The sequence below is a fragment of the Streptomyces sp. NPDC055400 genome (genome assembly GCF_053644375.1).
Genome location: NZ_JBSHLM010000002.1, coordinates 518484 through 538889 on the forward strand (window position 1 = coordinate 518484; position 20406 = coordinate 538889).

The following is a 20406-nucleotide window of genomic DNA, read 5'->3' on the forward strand; positions in this document are numbered from 1 at the left end:
GCCTCCGTGACGGCGCGCCCCGGCACGCCCTCCTGCCCGAAAGGACCACTACGTGGCAGCCCCCCATACCCCGGACACCGGCGACTGGTGGCGTTCCGCCGCCATCTACCAGGTGTACGTACGCAGCTTCGCCGACGGCGACGGAGACGGGACGGGCGATCTCGCCGGGGTCAGAGCCCGGCTGGGCCACCTGGCGCGCCTGGGGATCGACGCGATCTGGTTCACCCCCTGGTACCGCTCCCCGATGGCGGACGGCGGTTACGACGTGGCCGACTACCGGGCGATCGACCCGTCGTTCGGCACGCTCGCCGAGGCGGAGAAGCTCATCGAGGAGGCACGTGACCTCGGCATCCGCGTCATCGTCGACGTCGTGCCCAACCATGTCTCCGACCGGCACGCCTGGTTCGAGGCCGCGCTCGCGGCGGGCCCGGGCAGCCCCGAGCGCGAGCTGTTCCACTTCCGGCCCGGCCGGGGCGCGCACGGCGAACTGCCGCCCAACAACTGGCCGTCCCAGTTCGCCGGCGGGACCTGGACCCGCGTCCCCGACGGCGAGTGGTACCTGCATCTGTTCACGCCCGAGCAGCCGGACCTCAACTGGGCGCACCCCACGGTGCGTCACGAGCACGAGGAGGTGCTGCGGTTCTGGTTCCAGCGGGGCGCCTCGGGCGTACGCGTCGACTCGGCGGCGCTCCTCGCCAAGGACCCGGCGCTCGCCGACGCCGCCGCGGACGACACGAGCGGCTATGTCGACCGGGACGAGCTGCACACCATCTACCGCTCCTGGCGGGCCGTCGCCGACGAGTACGACGGCGTGCTCATCGGCGAGCTGTGGGTCCCCGACCCCGAGCGCTTCTCCCGGTATCTACGCCCCGACGAGCTGCACACGGCCTTCAACTTCGACTTCCTGTCCCGCCCTTGGGACGCGTCGGAACTGCGTGAGTCCATCGACATGACGCTCGCCCACCACGCGCCGGTGGGGGCTCCCGCGACCTGGGTCCTGTGCAACCACGACGTGACGCGGACGGTGACCCGCTACGGCCGGTCGGACACCACGTTCGCCTTCGCGTCGAAGCGCTTCGGCACGCCCACGGACCTGGCGCTCGGCACCCGCAGGGCGCGCGCGGCGGCGCTGCTGTCGCTGGCCCTGCCGGGGGCCGTCTACCTCTACCAGGGAGAGGAACTGGGCCTGCCCGAGGCGGAGGTGCCGCCCGGCCGCATCGAGGACCCTATGCACTTCCGCTCCGGCGGCACCGACCCGGGCCGCGACGGCTGCCGCGTGCCCCTGCCCTGGACGCAGGACGGACCCTCGTACGGCTTCGGGTCAGCCGGGGAGCCCTGGCTGCCGCAGCCGGCGGGCTGGGGGACGTACGCGGCCCGCCGGCAGGACGCCGATCCGGGCTCGATGCTGTCGCTCTACCGCGAGGCGCTGCGCCTGCGCCGCACGGAGCCGGGCTTCGGCGACGGGCCGATGCGCTGGCTCCCAAGTGCCCCTGGTGTACTGGCTCTTGCCCGGGGCGAGGGCCTGGTCTGCGTCGTCAACTTCGCCGATCCGGCCGCACCGCTCCCGGCGCATTCACGTGTTCTGCTGGCCAGTGGCCCCTTGGACGACGAGGGGCGGCTCCCACGGGACACGGCGGTGTGGCTCCGCGTCTGAACCGGACGCCCGGAAGGACTCAGGTATATGCCAGAAGCATCACCGCACCGGGTGTTGCCAAACCCCTTACGGGGCCTGTCCGGCTGTGCGACAGTCATTAACGGTCCTTCCGTCAGTCTTGGTCGTGCCGCGCCTGTATCGGAGTACGTCATGCCTCCCCATGTCTTCGCGGACCGCCCCGCCGCCCAGCCGCCGGAGCACGGTTCGGTCGACGCGCTGATCACGCAGACGCGTCGGCTGCTCGGTGATGTCGACGCCGTGCGCCGCGAGGCCGTTTCGGACGACGGTGACCCCGAGCGACGCTGGCAGCGCGCCCTCTACGAGCTCGCCGTGCACCAACTCAGCGATCTCGACAAGCACTTGGCGCAGCTGCGCGACGGATCACCGCGCCCGAACGTGGATTCCCTGATCCCCGAGGCCCCCGGCTGCGCGCCGGCCGAGCCGCCGAGCGGTTCCCTGCTCAGCCGCGTGGGCAGCGCCGAGTGGAATCTCCTCACCGACGAGGCGAGCTGGTCCGGAGAGCTGTTCCAGATCCTCGGCCGCAGCCCCGACGCACCCCCGCTGACCCTCGACGAACTCCCGTCCGTCGTGCACACCGATGACCAGGCCATGCTCACCAGGATGGTGACGGACTGCCTCATCGAGGGAAAGCCGATCGACGGCGAGTTCCGCATCCTGCGCACCAACGGCACCGCCCGCACGGTGCACATGATGGGCGAGCCCGTGCTCGACGCCGACGGCTCCACCGCCTCGATGTGGGCGGTCCTGCGCGACGTCAGCGAGCTGCGCCGCACCCAGCGGACCGTACGCGAGACCCATGACTCGCTCCAGCGCCGGCGGCACATCGAGCAGACGGAACGCCGGCTCGCGGTCGAGCTCCAGGAGGCCGTACTGCCGCCGTGGCGTGGCTCCCTGCGGTTCTCCCAGGGGGCCCCGCACGACCTCGACCTCGCGGCCCGCCATCTGCCGTCGTCGACGGGCGAGCTCGTCGGCGGCGACTGGTACGACGCGCTCGAACTGCCGGACGGACAGACCCTGTTGAGTGTGGGCGGCCTGACCGGACACGGCGTGGCCGTGACCTCCGGCATGGCGATGCTCCTCGGCGCCCTGCGCGGCATGGCCGTCACGGGGACCCGCCCCGACGAGCTGATGGGCTGGCTCAACCAGCTGACCGACACGTCGGTTCAGCCGTCACTGGGCAGCGCGCTCTGCTGCCGCTACGATCCCCGGTCACGCACGCTGACCTGGGCGCAGGCGGGACACCCCGCCCCGCTGCTCTTCCGCGACGGGGTGGGGCGTGCGCTGACGCCGCCGGAGGGCGTGCTGCTCGGAGCGACACCTGGTGCCACGTACGGGCTGGCCGAGGAGCCGCTCCGCGCAGGCGATCTGCTGCTGCTGCACACCGATGGCCTGGTCCCCCACCGCAGCGGCGCCGCGGCGGCGAACAGGCTCCTCGATCTCGCGCCACGACTCGCCGAGACCGCCACCGCGCAGGACTGTGTGCGGACGGTCTTCGAGGAGTTCGCCGCGCACGAGCGCGCGGACGAGGCCTGTGTGCTGGTCGCCAGGATCGGCTCCTGACGCGGACAGCTGGTTGCAGACAGCTACTTGTCGAATTCGGGTACTTGTTGGATTCGGGCCACGTGCCCCCGAGGGTCACGCCTGGGCGCGCTTGCCTCCCGTGGGCTTTCCGGGGGTCTTCGGCAGCGCGAGCTTGATCTCCTCACGCAGGTCCACGATCTTCGGGTAGCCCGCGTACTGCCCGGTGAGCCGGTACATCTCGCGGAGCCGGTCCCAGGTGCGATGCGAGGAGTTGGCCCCCATCGACACCAGCGCCAGGCGCGCGTACCGGTCGGCCTGCTCCGGGTCGTCGGCGATGAACAGGGCCGACGCGAGCGAGATGTAGTCGAAGATCTGCGAACGCTGCCGCCCGTTCGCCCGCAGTTCGATGGCTTCCTTGGCGTGGCGCTGCGCCGTGCTCGCCGCGGCCGGCTCGTGGTCGGCGAGGGTGCGGTACGCCAGGGCCTGCATCCCGTGCAGGTCCGCCTCGTCGAACATCTGCATCCAGCTGGGCGGCGGGACGTCGCCCTTGTCGGAGACGAAGAGGTCCTCCGCCTGGCCGAGGGTGCGCCGCATGGCCTGGCCCTTGCCCATCGACGCCTGTGCCCAGGCCTCGATGGTGTAGAGCATCGCCCGGGTACGCGGCAGGGTCTGGTCGCCGGATCCGGACTTGGCGAGCTTCATGAGGTCGAGTGCGTCGTCGGGCCGGCCGAGGTGCACCATCTGACGGGCCGCCCTGGACAGGGCCTCCCCGGCGCGCGGCCGGTCGCCGCCCTCCCGCGCCGCGTGGGCGGCGATGACGAAGTACTTCTGGGCCGTGGGTTCGAGGCCGACGTCGTGCGACATCCAGCCCGCGAGGACGGCCAGGTTGGCGGCGACGCCCCACAGGCGCCGCTGGAGATGGTCGGGGTGCCGGTAGCTGAGCATGCCGCCCACTTCATTGAGCTGGCCCACCACCGCCTTGCGTTGCAGGCCGCCACCGCGGGCCGCGTCCCAGGCCCGGAACACCTCGACGGAGCGCTCCAGTTCCTCGATCTCCTGCGACCCGATGGGGGCGGCCTCATAGCGGTCGAACCCAGCGGGGTCGGCGTGCAGGGGGTCTTCGAAACGTGGGGCGTCGGCCGCGAGGGCCGGATCGGTGTGCAGCCAGTCATGCATGGCGCCGCTGAGTACAGATCCTGTGGCGAGCGCGGCACCCGCGCCCACCAAGCCGCGTCGGTTGAGCATGAGGTCCATTCCCGTGAATTCGGTGAGGACCGCAGCAGTCCGCTCGGGCGCCCATGGCATTCCGTCGGGGTGTTGCACAGCCCCGTCGTCCTGCCGTTTCCCGGTGCGCCCGTGCCGGACCAGACCGAGGTCCTCGATGGTCACGACACGGCCGAGCCGCTCGGTGAACAGCGCCGCCAGCACCCGTGGCACCGGATCGCGCGGGATCTCTCCCATGTCGATCCAACGCCGCACCCGTGAGGTGTCGGTCGCCAGCTGGGGGTGGCCCATGGCCGCCGCCTGCCGGTTGACCAGCCTCGCGAGCTCCCCCTTGGACCAGCCGGCGAGGCCGAACAGGTCGTTCAGGCGGGTGTTGGGTTGTCCGTTCACGTCAAGCCCCCAGGTTCTCGGCTGAGTTGACAGTAACCCTCTGTCAGTTGCAGAGCGACTATTCGCCAGGGTTCGCCAGGGTGCGCCAGATGGTGTGCCAGTGGGCACCGGGTGTCAGGTAGGAATGCGCCACCCCGACCCGGTTGCCGCGGCTCACTCCCCAGGGTGCACCACGGTTGCCCGGGGCGGGTGGCGCAGGCAACTCGCAGGCACACGAAGGGATCTGTTCGCCCATGTACGCAGCATCGTCCTCCGTGTCCGCCCCGCCCCGGCCGCTCTACGCCCGGCCCCCGGCCCGCGGCAACGGCCGCGCAGGTGAGGCCCCACCGGCGGGCAGCGGCCCGTATCTCGACCCCGCGCGACCTGCGGCCGCAGCGCTCGGCTCCGGTCGGACAAGGCGCGTCCCGGGGGTCGGCACCCAACCGCTCAGCGGGAGACTCGACTTGTCCGGTCCCCAGGGCGCTCAGCTGCGCACGGCGATCGCCTCGGTGCACCGGATCTGCCCGGAGTTCAATCCGGTGCAGGTGCTGCGCCGCAGTGGACGGTCCGTGCTGCTCGTCGGCACCACAGGGCGCAGCACCGCCGTCGCCAAGTGTTTAGTGGACCAGTCCCCTGTCTGGGCCGAGCGGATCCGCCATGAGATAGCGGCATACCGCTCGTTCGTCCGGCACCGGCCACCGGTCCGGGTGCCGCGGCTCATCGCCGCGGACCCCGACAACTGCACGCTGGTGATCGAGCGGATGCCCGGCCGGGTCGCCGCCCTGCAGCGGCACCCGGCCGAGGCACCGCCCCGGGCGGACGTGCGGGCCGCGCTCAGCGCGATCTGCCGGCTCAACCTCTGGCGTCCGCCGGCCGGCACGTTCAACGCGCCGCTCGACTACGCGGACCGGATCTCCCGCTACCACGATCTCGGGCTGCTCACCGACCGGGACATGGGCGATCTGCAGAAGCTGCTGCACGGCATCGCGCACTCGTCGGGCCGCCAGGGCATGGGCCAGTTCTGTCACGGTGACGCACTGCTGTCGAACATCCTGCTGTCCCCGGCGGGCCCCGTGCTCGTGGACTGGGAGCACGCGGGGTGGTACCTGCCGGGGTACGACCTGGCGACGCTGTGGTCGGTGCTCGGTGACGCGCCGGTGGCGCGCCGCCAGATCAGCCAGCTCGCGCAGTCCGGCGGGCCCGCGGCGCGGGACGCGTTCCTGGTGAACCTGATGCTCGTACTGACGCGGGAGATCCGGACGTACGAGACGGCCGTGCAGCGTTCGATGCACGACTCGACCCCGGCGGCATCGGGTACGGCCCCGCACGGTGCTGCGCCGTCCGGCGAGGAACAGCGGCTGCTGCTGAGGCGGCTGCACGACGACTGCCAGCTGGCCCGCAGGGCCGTGCGTGCGGCGGTCGGCACTCGCTGAGGGGACAGGAATCCGCGGTGCGCCAGGACAGCGGCGCACCGCGGATTCTCGTGTGCCCCTGTCCCCAGGGGCTACGGGTTACTGAACTGCACGGCGTCCACGTCGAACGAGTTGTTCTGCGGGGACTTGAACACGAGGTACAGCTTGTGCGTTCCGGTCAGCGCGTCGACCGGGACGGCGGGTGTGGCCTCGTAGTTGTCCCAGCCGCCGGTGTTCGGGACGGGTGTGGTGGCCAGGAGCTTGCCGTCGGGGGCGTCCGCACGCAGCTCGATGGAGCCGACGCCGTACGGCGATGACAGTTTGTAGCTCACCTGTCCGACGCCTTCGACGCTCATCGGGTCGAAGGCGACCCAGTCGCCGTCGCTGACGTCGCCGATGCGCTTGCCGTTCTCGGCGCCCTCCTGTGCGACGACGCGCGTGCCGGACTGGCCGTCGTAGTACTCCGCCTGCTTGTGCCTGGGCTGGAGCACGGACCGCCCGTAGCCGGTCAGGGCACTGACGCCGTCGCCTCCCTTGTCGGTGTACTTGGCGTTGAGTACGTAGGTGAGGTCCGCGCCCTCGGGGTGGCCGCCCAGGTCACCGGTGTCGACGGTGCCTTCGCAGCCGGGTATGTCGGTGGTGGGGTGCTCGTGGTCGTCGTGGCCGAGGGCCGGGTTGACGGTCACCTTGGAGCAGTCGACCGTGCCGTCCTCCGGGTCGGTGACGGTCACCTTGTACGGGATCTTGTCGCCGAAGTCGATGAGCTTGCCGTCGACGGGGAACTCGATCTTCACCTTGGGCGCGGTGTTGCCCGCGGTGACGGGGACGTTGGCGTAGCCGGACTTGCCGGTGGAGTCGGTGACCTTCAGCTGGGCGTTGAAATCACCCTTCGCCGTGTAGGTGTGGCTCGGGCTCGCCTCGGTGGAGTCGTAGGTGCCGTCGCCGTCGAAGTCCCAGGCGTAGGTGAGCGGGTCGCCGTCGGGGTCCTTGCTTCCCTCGCTGGAGAAGGAGACTTCGAGCGGAGTGGGGCCGTTGGTGACGGAGGCCTTCGCCTCGGCGACCGGTACGCGCTGTCCCTGCGCGTAGTCGATCCGGTAGAGCCCGGAGTCGTTGTTGCCGCCGCCGAACTGGCTGCCCCATTCGAGGACGTAGAGCGAGCCGTCGGGACCGAAGGTCATGTCCATCGGCTTGGCGAACTTCGCGGTCTTCAGGAAGTCGTTGATCTTGAGGAGCTTGCCTTCCTGGTCGAAGCGGATCTCCTTGACCTGGTCACGGGCCCACTCGTAGAAGAAGCTCGCGCCCTCGAAGTAGGCCGGGAACTTGGTCTTCGACGGGTTCTTCGCGTCGTAGTGGTAGACGGGCCCGCTCATGGGCGCGGAGCCGCCCTCACCCATCTCCGGGAACTCTTTCGACTTGCCGTAGCCGTACCAGATCACCGGCTGCTGGACGGGCGGCAGGTCCGTGAGGCCCGTGTTGTTCGGCGAGGGGTTGACCGGCTTGTCGCAGTCGAACTTGGCGCCGGCCTCCTTGGTGTCCGGGTTGTAGGGGGCGTACGGCTGGTTGTTGCCGTGGCAGAAGGGCCAGCCGTAGTTGCCGGGCTTCTTGATGACGTTGTACTCGACGAGGCCCTCGGGGCCGCGGTCGGTCGTCGGGCCGCCGCGGTCGGGGCCGTAGTCGGAGACGTGGACGGCGCCGTTCTTGGGGTCGACGTTGAAGCGGAACGGGTTGCGGAAGCCCATCGCGTAGATCTCGGGACGGGTCTTCGCGGTGCCCTTCGCGAAGAGGTTGCCCTTGGGGATGGTGTAGCCGCCCGCGTCGGTGGGCTTGATGCGCAGGATCTTGCCGCGCAGGTCGTTGGTGTTGCCGGCGGTGCGGGCGGCGTCCAGCATCTGCTTGCCGGGACGCCAGTCGATCGGCGCGTAGCCCTGCCAGTCGGGGTCGAGGTTGGGCGGGGTGTCGTCGCCGACACCGAGGTAGAGGGTGCGGTCCGGGCCGAACTCGACGGCGCCACCCGTGTGTCCGGGCTCGGGGAAGCTGCGGTCGCGGTAGGCGGGGACGTCGAGGAGCTTCTTCTCACTGCCCAGGTCAAGGGTGTTGTCGGCCTTGACCGTGAAGCGGGAGAGCCGGTTGACGTCGTCCTCGGCGTCCTTCGGCGCGTAGTACAGATAGATCCAGTGGTTGTCCTTGAACGACGGGTCGAGCTCCATGCCGACGAGGCCGTCCTCGCCGCCGGTGTAGACGTCGAGCTTGCCCGCGGTCGCGGTGGCGTGGGTGGCGGGGTCGTAGACCTTCACCTCGCCACTGCGCTGGATGTAGAAGACCTTGCCGTCCTTGGCGACGTCGAGTTCCATCGGGTCGGCGGTGTTGTCGTCGAGTGCGGTCTTCTCGTAGCCGGACCAGACGGTGCCGCCGCAGTCGCCGGGCTTGTTGCCGGCGGCCCACTGGATGCCGCCGAGCACATGGGCGCGGAAGGCGGGTTCACCGTAGGAGGCGCTGTCGTGGCCCATGGCGGTCGCCCAGACCTTGCCGCCCTCGGCGTTGCGGCACCAGGAGATGGGGTGGTCGGCGCCCATCGCGGAGCCGCCCGGGTTGTACGTGGTCTCGTCGGCGGTGACGAGGACGTGCACGTCGCCGCGGGGGTTCTTGTCGAAGTTGTACCACTCCTCGGGGCGCTCCCAGCGCTCGGGAAGTCCCTTGGTGGAGGGGTGCACGCGGTCGGCGACCTTGGCCGTGCCCTGGAGCACGCCGGGTGAGTGGGCGGGCATGTGGGCGCCGCCGTTGATGGTCTCGTCCCACCAGGGGAACTGCTCCTCGACGCCCATGTCGAGGGTGTTGTGGATGGCGACGACGCCCTTGCCGCCGCGGACGTACTTCTGCAGGGCCTCGCGCTGGCCGTCGGTGTCCCAGACCATGCCGGAGTTCTGCAGCATGATGATGACGTCGAAGTCCTTGAGCTTCGCGTCGTCGAAGACGGTGGAGTCGGCGGTCTGGACGACCTCGAAGTTGTTCGCCGCGGCCTCCTCCTCGACCATCTTGATGCCGTCCGGGATGGAGCCGTGGACGTAGCCGACGGCCTTGGTGAAGAGCAGCGCGCGGAAGGCGGGGGCCTTGCCCGCGGCCGTGGCGCCGGTGGGGAGGAAGCCGACGGCGAGCAGCAGTGCGGTCAGTAACGCGAGGGCAGCTCTTCGCATGCCTCCGATGTCACGAGCATGACATCCCATGAGAGGGTCCTTTCCGTGGAAACAGTGGACGGACTTGCGGGGTGCCGGAATTCGGAGAAACTCAGAGGTTCAGCGGGTTCGGCCGGTCGCGGCGCGCAGGAAGCGCAGACCGTCCGTGGCCAGGGCGTCCTGGCTGTCGGCGAGCGGGCGCCACACGGAGGCGGCGACGGCGATCGCGTCGTTGTGCGCGGTGAACGACTCGATGCACAGCGGACCTCGGTAGCCGCTCTCGCGCAGCGCGTCGAGGAAGCCGGTCCAGTCGAGGTGGTCGGCCCCGGGTGTGCCGCGGTCGTTCGCGCAGACCTGAACGTGCGCGATACGGTCCCCGGCCGCGCGGACGGCGGCGGGGAGCGAGTGTTCCTCGATGTTCTGGTGGTAGGTGTCGAGCGCGACGCCGATCCCGTCGTGCGGCAGCCCTTCGAGGGCGTCCAGGGTCTGGGCGACGGTGTTGAGCAGGCTGGTCTCGTAGCGGTTGAGGGGTTCCACCGCGAGGCGCACCCCGGCTGCGCGGGCGTGCGCGACGAGGGGGGTGAGGTGCGTGCGCAGTTCGTCGTACGCGGCCTCGCGTGCGGCGCGGTCCAGGCGCCAGGTCCGGCCGACGGAGGCGTACAGGGGTCCTGCGACGACGGGCGCCCCGATCGCGTGGGCGGCGTCCAGGCAGTGGCGCACGTAGTCCTGGGTGGTGCGCACCGTGGCGGCGTCCGTGTCGACCAGGTCGCGGCCGTGCGGCATGACGGCGATCACGGCTGCGGGGGCGAGACCGGTCGCGTCGAGGAGCTTCGCCGCATCGACCGGGTCCCAGTCGCCCACGCTCTCCATGGGGAGTTCCACGCAGTCGAACCCCCAGGCGGCGAGGCGGGGCAGCGTGTCGGCGAGGGCGCTGCCGGTGACCGGCGAGTGCCAGATCCAGGGGTTGGCGCCCAACTCCCAGGCGGGCGCGGTCACTTCTTGCCTCCCCAGTCCTTCGGGTAGCCGGGCAGGTCCTGGCAGCCGCACATGGCGTAGTGCAGAGGCGGCATGCCCTCCTGGAGGTACTCGTCGAGGTTGTCCTGGGTGACGGTGGGCTGTGGCAGCTTCCACTCCTTGGGGACCTGCTTGCCGTCGAGCACGCGCAGGGCGGCGATGACCGGCGTACGCCACTGGAAGGTGGGATACGTGGGCGCGATCGCGGTGAGCTTCTTGTCCTTCCAGGCCTGGAGGAAGTCCTGCTGGTCCTCGCCGGTGATGGGCGGGACGTCCACCCCGGCGTCCTCGAACGCCTCGACGGCGGCCACGGAGGTGGCGCCCGAGTCCATCCAGACGCCGTCGACCGAGCCGTGCCGGGAGATCGCGTCCGCCACGATCGACTTCGTCTTGGCGGGATCGCCATCGGTGAACTTGACGTCCACCACGTCGAGTTGACTCTTATCGAAGGCGAGCTTCGCGGCGGACCAGCGGGTCTCCAGGACGTCGACTCCGGGTGAGATGCGCAGGGCGAGGATCTTGCCCTTGGGCTTGACCTTGCCGACGAGGAAGTCCGCGGCGACGGCTCCGTAGCCGTAGCCGCCGATGGGGTTGATGAAGGTGACGGCGCAGTCCGTCTCGACACCCCGGTCGAAGACGATGACGGGCAGCTTGCCGCAGGCCTCCTTCACGGCCGGGGTGAGCGTCGCGGTGGTGTTCGGGGACACGATCAGGGCGTCGCAGCTCTTGTTCCCGGCGAGTTCCTGGATGTCTGAGATCTGCTTGTCGTCCTTGCCCTGGGCGTCGAGGACGGTGAAGGCGGTGATCTCCTTGTGGAGTTTCACCTCGGCCTTCATGTCCTTGAGGCCGACCTGGCGCCAGGGGTTGAAGACGCCGGCGTTGGAGAAGCAGAGGTGGGTGCCGCCGGAGCCCTTCTTCTTGTACTGGGCCGTCTCCGTCATCTCGGGTTCGAGCATCTGCTCCCAGGGCTTGTCGGCGGGCCCCTCGGGCGTGACTGCAGCGAGCGCCAACTGCCTTTCGTACTCGGCCTGTTGGAAGAACTTCGACGGCTTGTCGGCGCCCCCCTTCGCGGCACTTTCCGACGCCGTGCCCGCCGCGGAGTCGGCCGGCATGTCGCTGGAGCACGAGGTGAGCAGGGCGGCAGCGGCCGCAAGTGCGGCGGCGACGGCGAGTGGACGTCTGCGGGTCATGAGGGGGTCCCTCCCGAGGGGTGAGTACGACGGCGGCGCAGGCGGGAGAAGTCGGCGGCTCCGAGACCTACGGCGGCGATGACGATGATGCCTTGGACCGTGGATTCGAGGGCGCCCGAGACGCCCTGCAGATTGAGCAGCGTGAACAGGGCCTGGAGCGAGAAGGCCCCGGCCATCGCGGCGACGACGCTGCCGCGGCCCCCGCCGAGTGCGACACCGCCGAGCACGACGGCCGTGATGGCCTCGAACTCGTAGCCGCGGCCCGCTTGCGCGGACACTCCGGAGAATCCGCCGACGAGGACGGCGGCGAGCGCGGCCGCGACGCCCGACAGGACGAACGCGATGATGCGGACCCGGTGCACGCGGACGCCCGCGAGGGCGGCGGTGCGCTCGCTGTCGCCGGTCGCGATCAGCGTGCGGCCGAAGTCCGAGCGCATGAGGAGCACTGCGGCGGCGCCCGCGACGAGGCAGGCGAGGACCGCCCAGGGCAGCCAGCCGCCCGCCGTGCCGCGGCCGAGCCGGCGGAACTCCTCCGGGAGCGATCCGTGCGGGGAGCCCCCGGTCCAGAAGAAGACGGCGCCTTCGAGGATCAGCATCATGCCGAGCGTGGTGATGAACGACGGCACGCGCAGTTTCGTCGTGATCAGCCCGCTGACGAGACCGGTCAGCGCTCCGGCGAGCAGCAGCCCGCCCGTCACCACGATCCAGGAGGCGCCCGGGTACGAGCCGTAGAGCTCCGCCGCGACGACGACACCGGCGGTGACGACGGCCCCCACGGAGAGGTCGAACTCCCCGCAGACGATGACCAGATACTGGCCCGCCGCCAGGATGACCAGCGGCGCCGCGCGTTTGACGAAGGCGAGGAAGCGGTCGGGTTCGTAGAAGCCGGGGTCGGTGGCGGCCAGGGCCACGAGGAGCACGGCGAGGAGGACGTAGACGGGGGCGCCGGCGCCCAGGGAGCGGACAACTCGTTTGTAGGGGCCGGCCGTCGGGTTCGCGGTGGTCATGCGGGCCTCCGTGTGCCGCGCCGGGCGTAGAGGGCGACGGCGGCGATGATCACGACGCCGCGTACGACGTTCTTGAAGAACGGGTCGACGCCCAGCTGGTTGAAGACGGAGTCGAGCACGGCGAGGACCAGGACGCCGCCGAGCGTGCCCGCCACTCCCCCGCGGCCGCCCGCGAGCGCGGTGCCGCCGAGGACGACGGCGGCGATCGACTCGAGGTCGTAGCGGGCCTCGGTGCCGGCCCAAGGGGCGCCCGCGCCGAGCCGCGCGGCGAGGAAGAGCGCGGCGGCTCCCACGCACAGCGAGCACAGGACGTGGGCGGCGACGACGGTGCGCCGGGTGCGGACGCCGGAGAGACGGGCCGCGTGCTCGTCGCCGCCGGTCGCGTACAGGTGGTGGCCGAATCGGGTGCGACGGGTGACGAGCCACAGGGCGGCGGCGACCGCGGCGAGCAGGAACAGGGAGACGGGGACAGGCCCCATGCGGTCATAGCCGAGGTGCTGGAAGGACGCGGGGACCTTGCCGGCAGGGCCCGTGTAGTTGTCCTCGATCCAGCCGCGCAGGATGAAAGCCGTGCCCAGCGTCGCGATGAACGCGTTGACCTTGAGGCCGGTGACGACGAGGCCGTTGGCGAGGCCGACGGCCGCGGAGAGCGCGAGCACGGCGACGACGGCCGTGACGACGCTGCCGTCCTCCATCGTGGTGGCGGCGACGAGCGTGCCGAGGCTGATGAGGTACGCCACGGACAGGTCGAGGGAGCCGGTGAGGATCACGGCGGTCTGCCCGACGGCGACGAGTCCGAGTGCCACGCAGTTCTGGAGGATGCCGACGACGTTGGCGAGGGTGAGGAAGTCCCCGCCGCGCGCGGCCACCACGATCCACCCGGCGGCGGTGACGGCCACGGCGGCCAGCCAGACGCCGACGGCGGGGTCGGCGAGGCGGATTCCGCGCGGCGCGGCGGACTTCGCGACGGTCGGCGGGGCGACGGCGGTCCCGGTCATGCGCTTCCTTCCGGTGAGGCGGGGGCGGGCGGGCGCACTGCCAGGCCGCCGCGTGTGGCCAGGCGCATGACGTCCTCCTCGCTTGCGCCGGCGGGGAGTTCACCGGCCAGGCGCCCCTCCGCCATGACGAGGACGCGGTCGCTCATGCCGATGAGCTCGGGGAGTTCGGAGGAGACGATCAGGACGGCGATGCCCTCGCGGGCGAGGTCGCGGGCAAGGGTGTGAATGGCGGCCTTGGCGCCGACGTCGACGCCCCGGGTCGGCTCGTCGAAGAGCAGGATCTGCGGGCGGGCCGCGAGCCACTTCGCGATGACGACCTTCTGCTGGTTGCCGCCGGAGAGGAACTGGGCCTGCTGGTCCTCGCCGCGCGCGTGCAGCCGGACCCGCTCCAGAAGGGCGGTGAGGTCGCGGGCCGCGGGTGGCCGGCCGCGCGCGGGGACGGCCCGGGTGACGAGGAGCGCGTTGTCGCGCACGGACTGACGCAGGGCGAGGCCCTCGGCCTTGCGGTCCTCGGTGACCAGGGCGATCCCCGCGCGGATGGCCTGACGCGGGCTCGTGGGGCGCAGGTCGCGCCCGCCGACGGTCATGGCGCCGGTGGTGAAGGGCGCGGCCCCGAACAGGGCACGGGCCAGGGACGTACGTCCTGATCCCTGGAGGCCCGCGATGCCGGTGACCTCTCCCGAGCGCAGCGTCAGGTCGATGTCGTGCAGGCGTGCGTTGCCTCCACCGCGCACGGTCAGCCGGACGTCACCGGCCTCGCCGGGGCGGGCGCGCGGCGGGTAGTAGGCGCTGAGCTCCCGGCCGACCATGGCGCGGACGACCTGGTCGATGTCGGTGTCCTCGGTGCGTACGGTCGTGACGTGCCGGCCGTCCTTGAGGACGGTGATGCGCTGTGAGAGGTCGAAGACCTCGCGCAGGCGGTGCGAGATGTAGAGGATGCCGAGGCCGCGAGCCGCCAGTCGGCGTACGAGAGCGTGGAGTTGGGCCGCCTCTTGGTCGGCGAGCGGGGCGGTCGGCTCGTCCATGACGAGGACGCGGGCGGGCGCGTCGTCGGAGGCGAGCGCCTTGACGATCTCGACGGTCTGCTGGCGTGCGATCGGCAGATCGCGGACGTAGGTGCGCGGGGTGATGCCCGACTCGCCGAGTTCGGCGAGGAGTTCGGCGGTGCGCGCCTCCATGGCGCGGCGGTCGACGAGTCCGCGCCGGGTCGGTTCGCGGCCGAGGAACACGTTCTCGGCGACGGTGCGGTGGGGCAGGAGCGCGAACTCCTGGTGGATGATGCCGATTCCGGCGGCCTGGGCCTGCGCGGGATGGGTGAAGGACTGCTCGGCGCCGTCCAGGGTGATGGTGCCCTCGTCGGGGACGTGCTCGCCCGCGAGGACCTTCATCAGGGTGGACTTTCCCGCACCGTTCTCTCCGACGAGCGCGTGCACCTCGCCTGCGGCGAGGTCGAGGGAGACCCCGTGCAGCACCCGTACACCGAGAAAGCTCTTGGACACGCCGTGCATCGCCAACATCGTCTGTGTCGCCTGCATCGTTCAGCCTTTCCGGCCTCTTCGGCAGTCTTCCGCAGCGGTCTGCATTGCAATGTGCTGACCCTTCTTTGACCTGTCAAGGGCTCAACCATGGTCCGTACAAAGGAAATTGACAGGTACTTAGGTCGGTTGCCGAACACCATCGGGCTTGTGAGCAGCGGAACTCGTCCCTATCGTGACTGCCATGCCTGGAGCGCCGGATCACCCCAGTTCCGCGCCGCCGTCGTCGCCCGGCGAGGTCCTCGCCCTGCTGCGTACGGGGGCCGCCGCGACCCGCGCGGACATCGCCCGGATCACCGGCCTCGCGCGGTCGACGGTGTCGCAGCGCGTCGACGCGCTCATCGCGCACGGCTTCCTCACCGAGGGCGGGGCGGAGGCCGGGGACTCGACGGGGGGCCGGCCCCCGCGCCGCCTCCATCTGCGCACCCGCGAGCACGTGGTGGCGGGCGTCGACCTGGGCGCCTCGCACTGCCGGGTCGCGCTGCTCGACATCGGTGGGGATCAACTCGCCCTGCGTGAGGACCAGTTGTCGATCGCCGACGGTCCTGCGTCGGTTCTCGGCCACGTCGAGCGGACGCTCCACGCGCTCCTCGACGAGGCGGGACTCGACCCGGCCTCACTCCAGTCGATCGGCGTGGGTGTGCCGGGCCCTGTCGAGTTCACCACCGGCCGGCCCGTGGATCCGCCCATCATGCCCGGCTGGCACCAGTACCCGATCCCGGAGTTCTTCGCCGACCGCTTCGGCGTGCGGGCCCTCGTCGACAACGACGTGAACGTGATGGCGCTGGCCGAACAGCGCCGGGCGTTTCCGGGCACCCGCTATCTCCTCTACATCAAGGTCGGTACGGGCATCGGCTGCGGCATCGTCGCGGACGGCCGGCTGCACCGGGGCGCGCAGGGCAGCGCGGGCGACATCGGGCACATCCGGGTGGGCGACAGCCGTCAGGAGACGGCGCCGTGCCGGTGCGGGAACTCGGGGTGCCTGGAGGCGGTCGCGGGCGGCGCGGCGCTGGCCCGCGAGCTGTCGGACCTGGGGCTGGACGCCGCGTCGAGCCGCGATGTCGTGCGCCTGGTGAAGTCCGGCAACCGTGACGCCGTACGGATGGTGCGCGAGGCGGGGCGTGCGGTCGGCGAGGTCCTCGCGGGGCTGGTGAACTTCTTCAACCCGGACACGGTGGTGGTCGGCGGCGCGCTGGCCGCCGTCCACGACCAACTCCTCGCGGGCGTACGGGAGGCGGTGTACCGCCGCTCCCACCCGCTGGCCACTCATGTCCTGCGCATCGAGCCGAGCCGCACCGGAGCCGACGCGGCCGTGGTCGGCGCGGCCATCCTGGCGATCGAGCACGCCCTCTCGCCGGAGCAGGTGGACCGGGCCCTCGGGGGCACGTCGCCGCGCTAGGGGGTGTCTTCACATTCCCGTCGTCCGCCCGGAGGGCGGGCCCCGCGGCGTCTGGTGCGTGCGGCTGCAAGGCGGAGGAGGGCGTCGACGCGATGGGGGTCCCCTCTGCTCGAGCGAAGCCGAGAGCTTGGGGGAGTGCGTGCCGGACGCCGCGGGGCAGGCGGGAATGTGAAGACAGGCCCTAAGGGTGTCCGGCTGTGGGGGAACACCCGCGTGGCCGGTCCCCCCGATCAGGTGGAGTGCGCGGGTGAGCGCGCGGCGGCCTCCCGTATGCCGAGACGGCGCCCCCACTCTTTCCGCACGGTCATTGGTCCACTCCACTGACGCGCCGCAGGCGGTGAGGCCTCCCCGGCGAAAGCCCGCCGACCGGGCGCTGACATGGGAAATCCCTTGCCCTGAGCATGATTGACGGATCGTCGGCAAGCCGATACCACTGACCCACGATCGCCCCCGCACACCGTCGAGCTCATCTGTCCCAGGACCGTTCCCAGGAGGCCGCTTTGCCCTCGACCACCAGCGACCACTCCCCGGCCGCCCGCAGACGCACCCAACAGGCGGCCCGGGCGGCGGGGACGCTCGCGACGGCGGCCCTGCTGCTCCCCCTCCTCGGCGCCGCGCCCCCGGGCGAGGCCCGGGGGACGTCGGACGCGGGCCTCCAGCACGCGTTCGCGAGCGCGGCGGCCGAGTACCGCGTGCCCCAGAGCGTCCTGCTCGGCGTCTCCTACCTCCAGTCCCGGTGGGACACGCACGGCGGTGCGCCCAGCGTCACCGGCGGCTACGGCCCGATGCACCTCACGGACGCCCGCGTTGCGCTCGCCGGCGTGGCGGCGCACAGCGAGGCCGAGGGCGATCCGCGCGGCGACTCGTCACGGGCGGCGCTCACCCCCAAGGCGAAGGTGCCGCAGAACTCCCAACTCCCGGCCCGCCTCAAGTCGTTGCCGCGTGCCGCCGAGCTCAGCGGGATCCCCGCCGAGCAGCTGCGCTCCGACCCCGCGGCCAATGTGCGCGGAGGCGCCGCCCTGCTCGCCGCGGCCCAGAAGGCCCTCGGCAAGCCCCTCAGCTCCGACCCGGCCGACTGGTACGGCGCGATCGCGAAGTTCTCCGGCGCCGACGACACCGCCACGGCGGCGACGTACGCGAACGACGTGTTCGCCGTGATCCACGACGGCGAGCGGCGCACCACGGACGCCGGGCAGCGCGTGGAGCTCACGGCCGACCGCAGCCTGAAGCCCGACGCGGCGCAGGTACGGAGCATGGGTCTGCGCAAGTCCGACGAGAGCGGCACCGAGTGCCCGGCGACCGTGTCGTGCGAGTGGATCCCGGCGCCCTACGAGGAGTTCGGGGACGGCGACTACGGCAACCACGACCTCGCCGACCGGCCGAACGACCAGAGCATCGACTACATCGTCATCCACGACACCGAGGCGACGTGGGACACGACGCTTCAGCTGGTGCAGGACAAGACGTATCTGGCCTGGCACTACTCGCTGCGGTCCACGGACGGGCACATCGCCCAGCACGTCAAGGCCAAGGATGTCGGCTGGCACGCGGGCAACTGGTACGTCAACGCCAAGTCCCTGGGCCTGGAGCACGAGGGCTTCCTCGCCCAGCCGGACTCCTGGTACACGGAGGAGATGTACCGGGCGTCGTCGCGCCTGGTGAAGTACCTGGCGAAGAAGTACGACATCCCGCTGGACCGGCAGCACATCCTGGGGCATGACAACGTGCCCGGCACGACACCCGCCGGGATCAAGACGATGCACACGGACCCCGGTCCGTACTGGGACTGGGCCCACTACTTCGCGCTGATGGGCAAGCCGTTCGAGGCGACCGCGGGCACGAAGGGCGGCCTCGTCACCGTCGCCCCCGACTTCGCCGGCAACAAGCCGGTGTACACGGGCTGCGTCAAGGCGGGCGAGACCTGCGCGGCACACGGCTCCGGCGCCGTACGGGTGTACACCGCGCCCAGCGAGACCGCTCCCCTGATCAAGGACATCGGGCTGCGCCCCGGCGGCCAGGACTCCACGATCGACGTGAACGACACGGGCGCGCGCCTGTCGACCGGCCAGCAGTACGCCGTCGCGGAGCGTAAGGGCGACTGGACCGCGGTCTGGTACCTCGGCCAGAAGGCCTGGTTCAAGAACCCGAAGAAGCAGCCCACGGCCGTGAACGCGGCAGGCCTGGTCATCGCCCCGAAGGCCGGCCGCACCGACGTCCCGGTGTACGGGCGCGCCTACCCCGAGAAGGAGGCGTACCCCGCGGACATCACTCCGCAGGCGGTCACCCCGTTGCCGTACAAGCTGCTCGCGGGGCAGCGCTACGTCATGGGCGGCAGCACGACCGCTGAGTACTTCTTCTCGCCGACGTTCGACACGACGTCGCACCGGGTGGTGCGCGGCAATGACGTCTACTACGAGATCCAGTTCGGTCACCGGGTGGCGTACGTCCGGGCCGCCGACGTGCAGGTGCTCCCGTCGGGCGCCTAGAGCGCACATGACTCGGCCGGGTCCGGATCTGCCGTGGGGGCGGATCCGGGCCCGGCCGGCTTTCCTGGCTCAGGCCTGCTGGAAGAGCTCGGGGGGCAGCGGCTTCAGAAGCGCGTAGAGGTCGTCCGTGATGGGCCGGTCCCAGGCCGCGATGGTCACGAGGACGTTGTCGCTGCGGTCGAACTGCACGCAGGAGATACGGCTCTCGGAGAGCTTGAGGCGGCGCACGATGAGGAGGTTGTCGCCCTGCATCACCGGGACGTCCTCGGTGCCGACGACGGTGACCTCCTCGTCGTTCTCCAGCGCGAGAAGGAGCTGGGCGACCTCGAAGGGGATCTCGCCCTCGGCGGTCTCACGGGCCGATGAGCCCTCGGGCAGATTGCCGATGATCATCGCGGGGCCGCGGCCGCCGAACAGGTCGTAGCGCAGGAAAACGCCCTGGCAGCTGCCGTCAGGGGCGGGCAGCAGACCCGCGCCGAGATTGCCCGGCCAGTCGCCCGGGTCCATGGCGAGGACATCGAAGTCAGGACCCGCGGGTGTGGCGGAGCTGCGTCGGCGGAGGAAGGACATGCCGCAATGGTACGTGCACCGGGGCGCTCCGCGGCGCGGGGCTGCGGCCCCGACGGGGTCGTGACCGGGCGGACGCGGGCGAATCCAGGGGCGGCGGGGGTTCCCGCGGCGGCGCAACGGTCTGCTCATCGGTGTGCAGCCGGCCGGGGACGACGGCCCGGGCCCACGCCGGTGCCCCCACTCAACATCCCCTCCCCCGCGGCGAGTTCAGTCTCGTACCGCCTCCGCGCGGTGCCGCTCGTGGTGCCGGGCGACCCGTGCGCGGTTGCCGCAGGACGGCTTGCACCACTCCTGGCGGGGATGGTCCTTGAGGAAGTAGCGCACACAGCGCGGGGCGTGGCAGGCCCGCAGCCGCTCGCGGTCGTCGCTCGCGAGAAAGCCGACGGCGGCGCGGGCCAGGGCCGCGGTGAGCAGGTCGGAGGCGGGCGCGGGGGTGCACGCCTCGTGGCGTACGAGGGGGATGGCGCCGTCGTCCCAGGTGAGAACGGGAACGGTGGGGGCGAGCGCCGCCGCCTCGTTGAGCCGCCGCACGGCCTCGCTCACGGGGAGCAACCGGTGGGCGTCCGCCGGGCTGGGCTCGCCGGGGCGCACGGCGCGGGCGAACAGCGCGCGGACGGCGGCCCGCACCGCGCGCACCTCGGCGAGCGCGGTCGCGTCCGCTTCGAACCCGGTCGCGCCCGGCAGCACCTCGGCACGCTTCCGCACCCAGGCCGTCAGCGCCTCGGGCCGGTCGAGGTCATCGGCGACGCCGCCGTGCCCGTCGTGGCGGATGGTGAGGGCGAGGTCCAGGGCGAGCGGTGTGTTGTGCGGGCCGGTGCTGTTGTCACGCATGGGGC

Annotated in this window: 14 protein-coding genes; 5 read left to right on the forward strand and 9 right to left on the reverse strand. The window is 71.3% G+C overall.

Annotated features, from left to right (window positions below):
• Positions 1–52 precede the first annotated feature (52 nt).
• Positions 53–1654, forward strand: a complete 1602-nt coding sequence (locus ACWIGU_RS06795; RefSeq protein WP_454398153.1) for a glycoside hydrolase family 13 protein — start codon at positions 53–55, stop codon at positions 1652–1654.
• Between the two features lie 150 nt (positions 1655–1804).
• Positions 1805–3235 carry a PP2C family protein-serine/threonine phosphatase gene (locus tag ACWIGU_RS06800; protein ID WP_454398155.1) on the forward strand — a complete coding sequence of 477 codons (1431 nt, stop codon included), beginning with the start codon at positions 1805–1807 and terminating at the stop codon, positions 3233–3235.
• A 75-nt stretch (positions 3236–3310) separates the two neighbouring features.
• Here the strand turns inward: ACWIGU_RS06800 and ACWIGU_RS06805 are convergent, their stop codons facing one another.
• Positions 3311–4810, reverse strand: a complete 1500-nt coding sequence (locus tag ACWIGU_RS06805; RefSeq protein WP_454398157.1) for a DNA-binding protein NsdB — start codon at positions 4808–4810, stop codon at positions 3311–3313.
• 233 nt (positions 4811–5043) lie between these two features.
• On the opposite strand from ACWIGU_RS06805, the gene ACWIGU_RS06810 reads away from it, so the two are divergent.
• Positions 5044–6222 (forward strand): aminoglycoside phosphotransferase family protein, encoded by a 1179-nt coding sequence (locus ACWIGU_RS06810; protein ID WP_356291031.1) that lies wholly within the window; start codon positions 5044–5046, stop codon positions 6220–6222.
• Between the two features lie 71 nt (positions 6223–6293).
• Here ACWIGU_RS06810 and ACWIGU_RS06815 read toward each other — a convergent pair whose 3' ends face one another.
• The 6 genes from ACWIGU_RS06815 to ACWIGU_RS06840 form a co-directional block, all read right to left on the reverse strand.
• Entirely contained in the window at positions 6294–9392 is a 3099-nt protein-coding gene (locus tag ACWIGU_RS06815) for a ThuA domain-containing protein (protein ID WP_454398160.1), read from the reverse strand.
• A gap of 99 nt (positions 9393–9491) precedes the next feature.
• The gene (locus tag ACWIGU_RS06820; protein ID WP_454398162.1) at positions 9492–10367 is read right to left on the reverse strand and encodes a sugar phosphate isomerase/epimerase family protein; all 876 of its coding nucleotides are present in this window, start codon (positions 10365–10367) and stop codon (positions 9492–9494) included.
• Positions 10364–11575: a substrate-binding domain-containing protein gene (locus tag ACWIGU_RS06825; RefSeq protein WP_454398164.1), complete on the reverse strand. Its 1212-nt coding sequence runs from the start codon at positions 11573–11575 to the stop codon at positions 10364–10366. The genes ACWIGU_RS06820 and ACWIGU_RS06825 overlap by 4 nt, the downstream gene beginning before the upstream one ends.
• On the reverse strand, positions 11572–12582 hold the full coding sequence (locus ACWIGU_RS06830) for an ABC transporter permease (protein ID WP_454398166.1): 1011 nt from the start codon (positions 12580–12582) through the stop codon (positions 11572–11574). Before ACWIGU_RS06830 ends, ACWIGU_RS06825 begins: the two co-directional genes overlap by 4 nt.
• A complete protein-coding gene (locus tag ACWIGU_RS06835; protein ID WP_454398168.1) occupies positions 12579–13580 on the reverse strand; it encodes an ABC transporter permease in 1002 nt (333 codons plus the stop codon). Before ACWIGU_RS06835 ends, ACWIGU_RS06830 begins: the two co-directional genes overlap by 4 nt.
• The gene (locus ACWIGU_RS06840; RefSeq protein ID WP_454398622.1) at positions 13577–15097 is read right to left on the reverse strand and encodes a sugar ABC transporter ATP-binding protein; all 1521 of its coding nucleotides are present in this window, start codon (positions 15095–15097) and stop codon (positions 13577–13579) included. Before ACWIGU_RS06840 ends, ACWIGU_RS06835 begins: the two co-directional genes overlap by 4 nt.
• A gap of 202 nt (positions 15098–15299) precedes the next feature.
• Here ACWIGU_RS06840 and ACWIGU_RS06845 point away from each other — a divergent pair, with 202 nt between their 5' ends.
• Positions 15300–16514 (forward strand): ROK family protein, encoded by a 1215-nt coding sequence (locus ACWIGU_RS06845; RefSeq protein ID WP_454398170.1) that lies wholly within the window; start codon positions 15300–15302, stop codon positions 16512–16514.
• Between the two features lie 500 nt (positions 16515–17014).
• Positions 17015–19000 (forward strand): N-acetylmuramoyl-L-alanine amidase, encoded by a 1986-nt coding sequence (locus ACWIGU_RS06850; protein WP_454398172.1) that lies wholly within the window; start codon positions 17015–17017, stop codon positions 18998–19000.
• Between the two features lie 69 nt (positions 19001–19069).
• On the opposite strand, the gene ACWIGU_RS06855 is transcribed toward ACWIGU_RS06850, so the two are convergent.
• The gene (locus ACWIGU_RS06855; RefSeq protein ID WP_100594650.1) at positions 19070–19570 is read right to left on the reverse strand and encodes a hypothetical protein; all 501 of its coding nucleotides are present in this window, start codon (positions 19568–19570) and stop codon (positions 19070–19072) included.
• Positions 19571–19777: 207 nt separating this feature from the next.
• Entirely contained in the window at positions 19778–20401 is a 624-nt protein-coding gene (locus ACWIGU_RS06860; RefSeq protein ID WP_454398174.1) for a CGNR zinc finger domain-containing protein, read from the reverse strand.
• Positions 20402–20406: the final 5 nt, after the last annotated feature.

What these genes read in the sequence shown, in the direction of transcription:
- ACWIGU_RS06800 (WP_454398155.1), top strand. Translation starts at nt 1,805, where the DNA reads ATGCCTCCCCATGTCTTCGCGGACCGCCCCGCCGCCCAGCCGCCGGAG.
- ACWIGU_RS06810 (WP_356291031.1), top strand. Translation starts at nt 5,044, where the DNA reads ATGTACGCAGCATCGTCCTCCGTGTCCGCCCCGCCCCGGCCGCTCTAC.
- ACWIGU_RS06815 (WP_454398160.1), bottom strand. Translation starts at nt 9,392, where the DNA reads ATGCGAAGAGCTGCCCTCGCGTTACTGACCGCACTGCTGCTCGCCGTC.
- ACWIGU_RS06825 (WP_454398164.1), bottom strand. Translation starts at nt 11,575, where the DNA reads ATGACCCGCAGACGTCCACTCGCCGTCGCCGCCGCACTTGCGGCCGCT.
- ACWIGU_RS06830 (WP_454398166.1), bottom strand. Translation starts at nt 12,582, where the DNA reads ATGACCACCGCGAACCCGACGGCCGGCCCCTACAAACGAGTTGTCCGC.
- ACWIGU_RS06835 (WP_454398168.1), bottom strand. Translation starts at nt 13,580, where the DNA reads ATGACCGGGACCGCCGTCGCCCCGCCGACCGTCGCGAAGTCCGCCGCG.
- ACWIGU_RS06840 (WP_454398622.1), bottom strand. Translation starts at nt 15,097, where the DNA reads ATGTTGGCGATGCACGGCGTGTCCAAGAGCTTTCTCGGTGTACGGGTG.
- ACWIGU_RS06845 (WP_454398170.1), top strand. Translation starts at nt 15,300, where the DNA reads ATGCCTGGAGCGCCGGATCACCCCAGTTCCGCGCCGCCGTCGTCGCCC.
- ACWIGU_RS06855 (WP_100594650.1), bottom strand. Translation starts at nt 19,570, where the DNA reads ATGTCCTTCCTCCGCCGACGCAGCTCCGCCACACCCGCGGGTCCTGAC.
- ACWIGU_RS06860 (WP_454398174.1), bottom strand. Translation starts at nt 20,401, where the DNA reads ATGCGTGACAACAGCACCGGCCCGCACAACACACCGCTCGCCCTGGAC.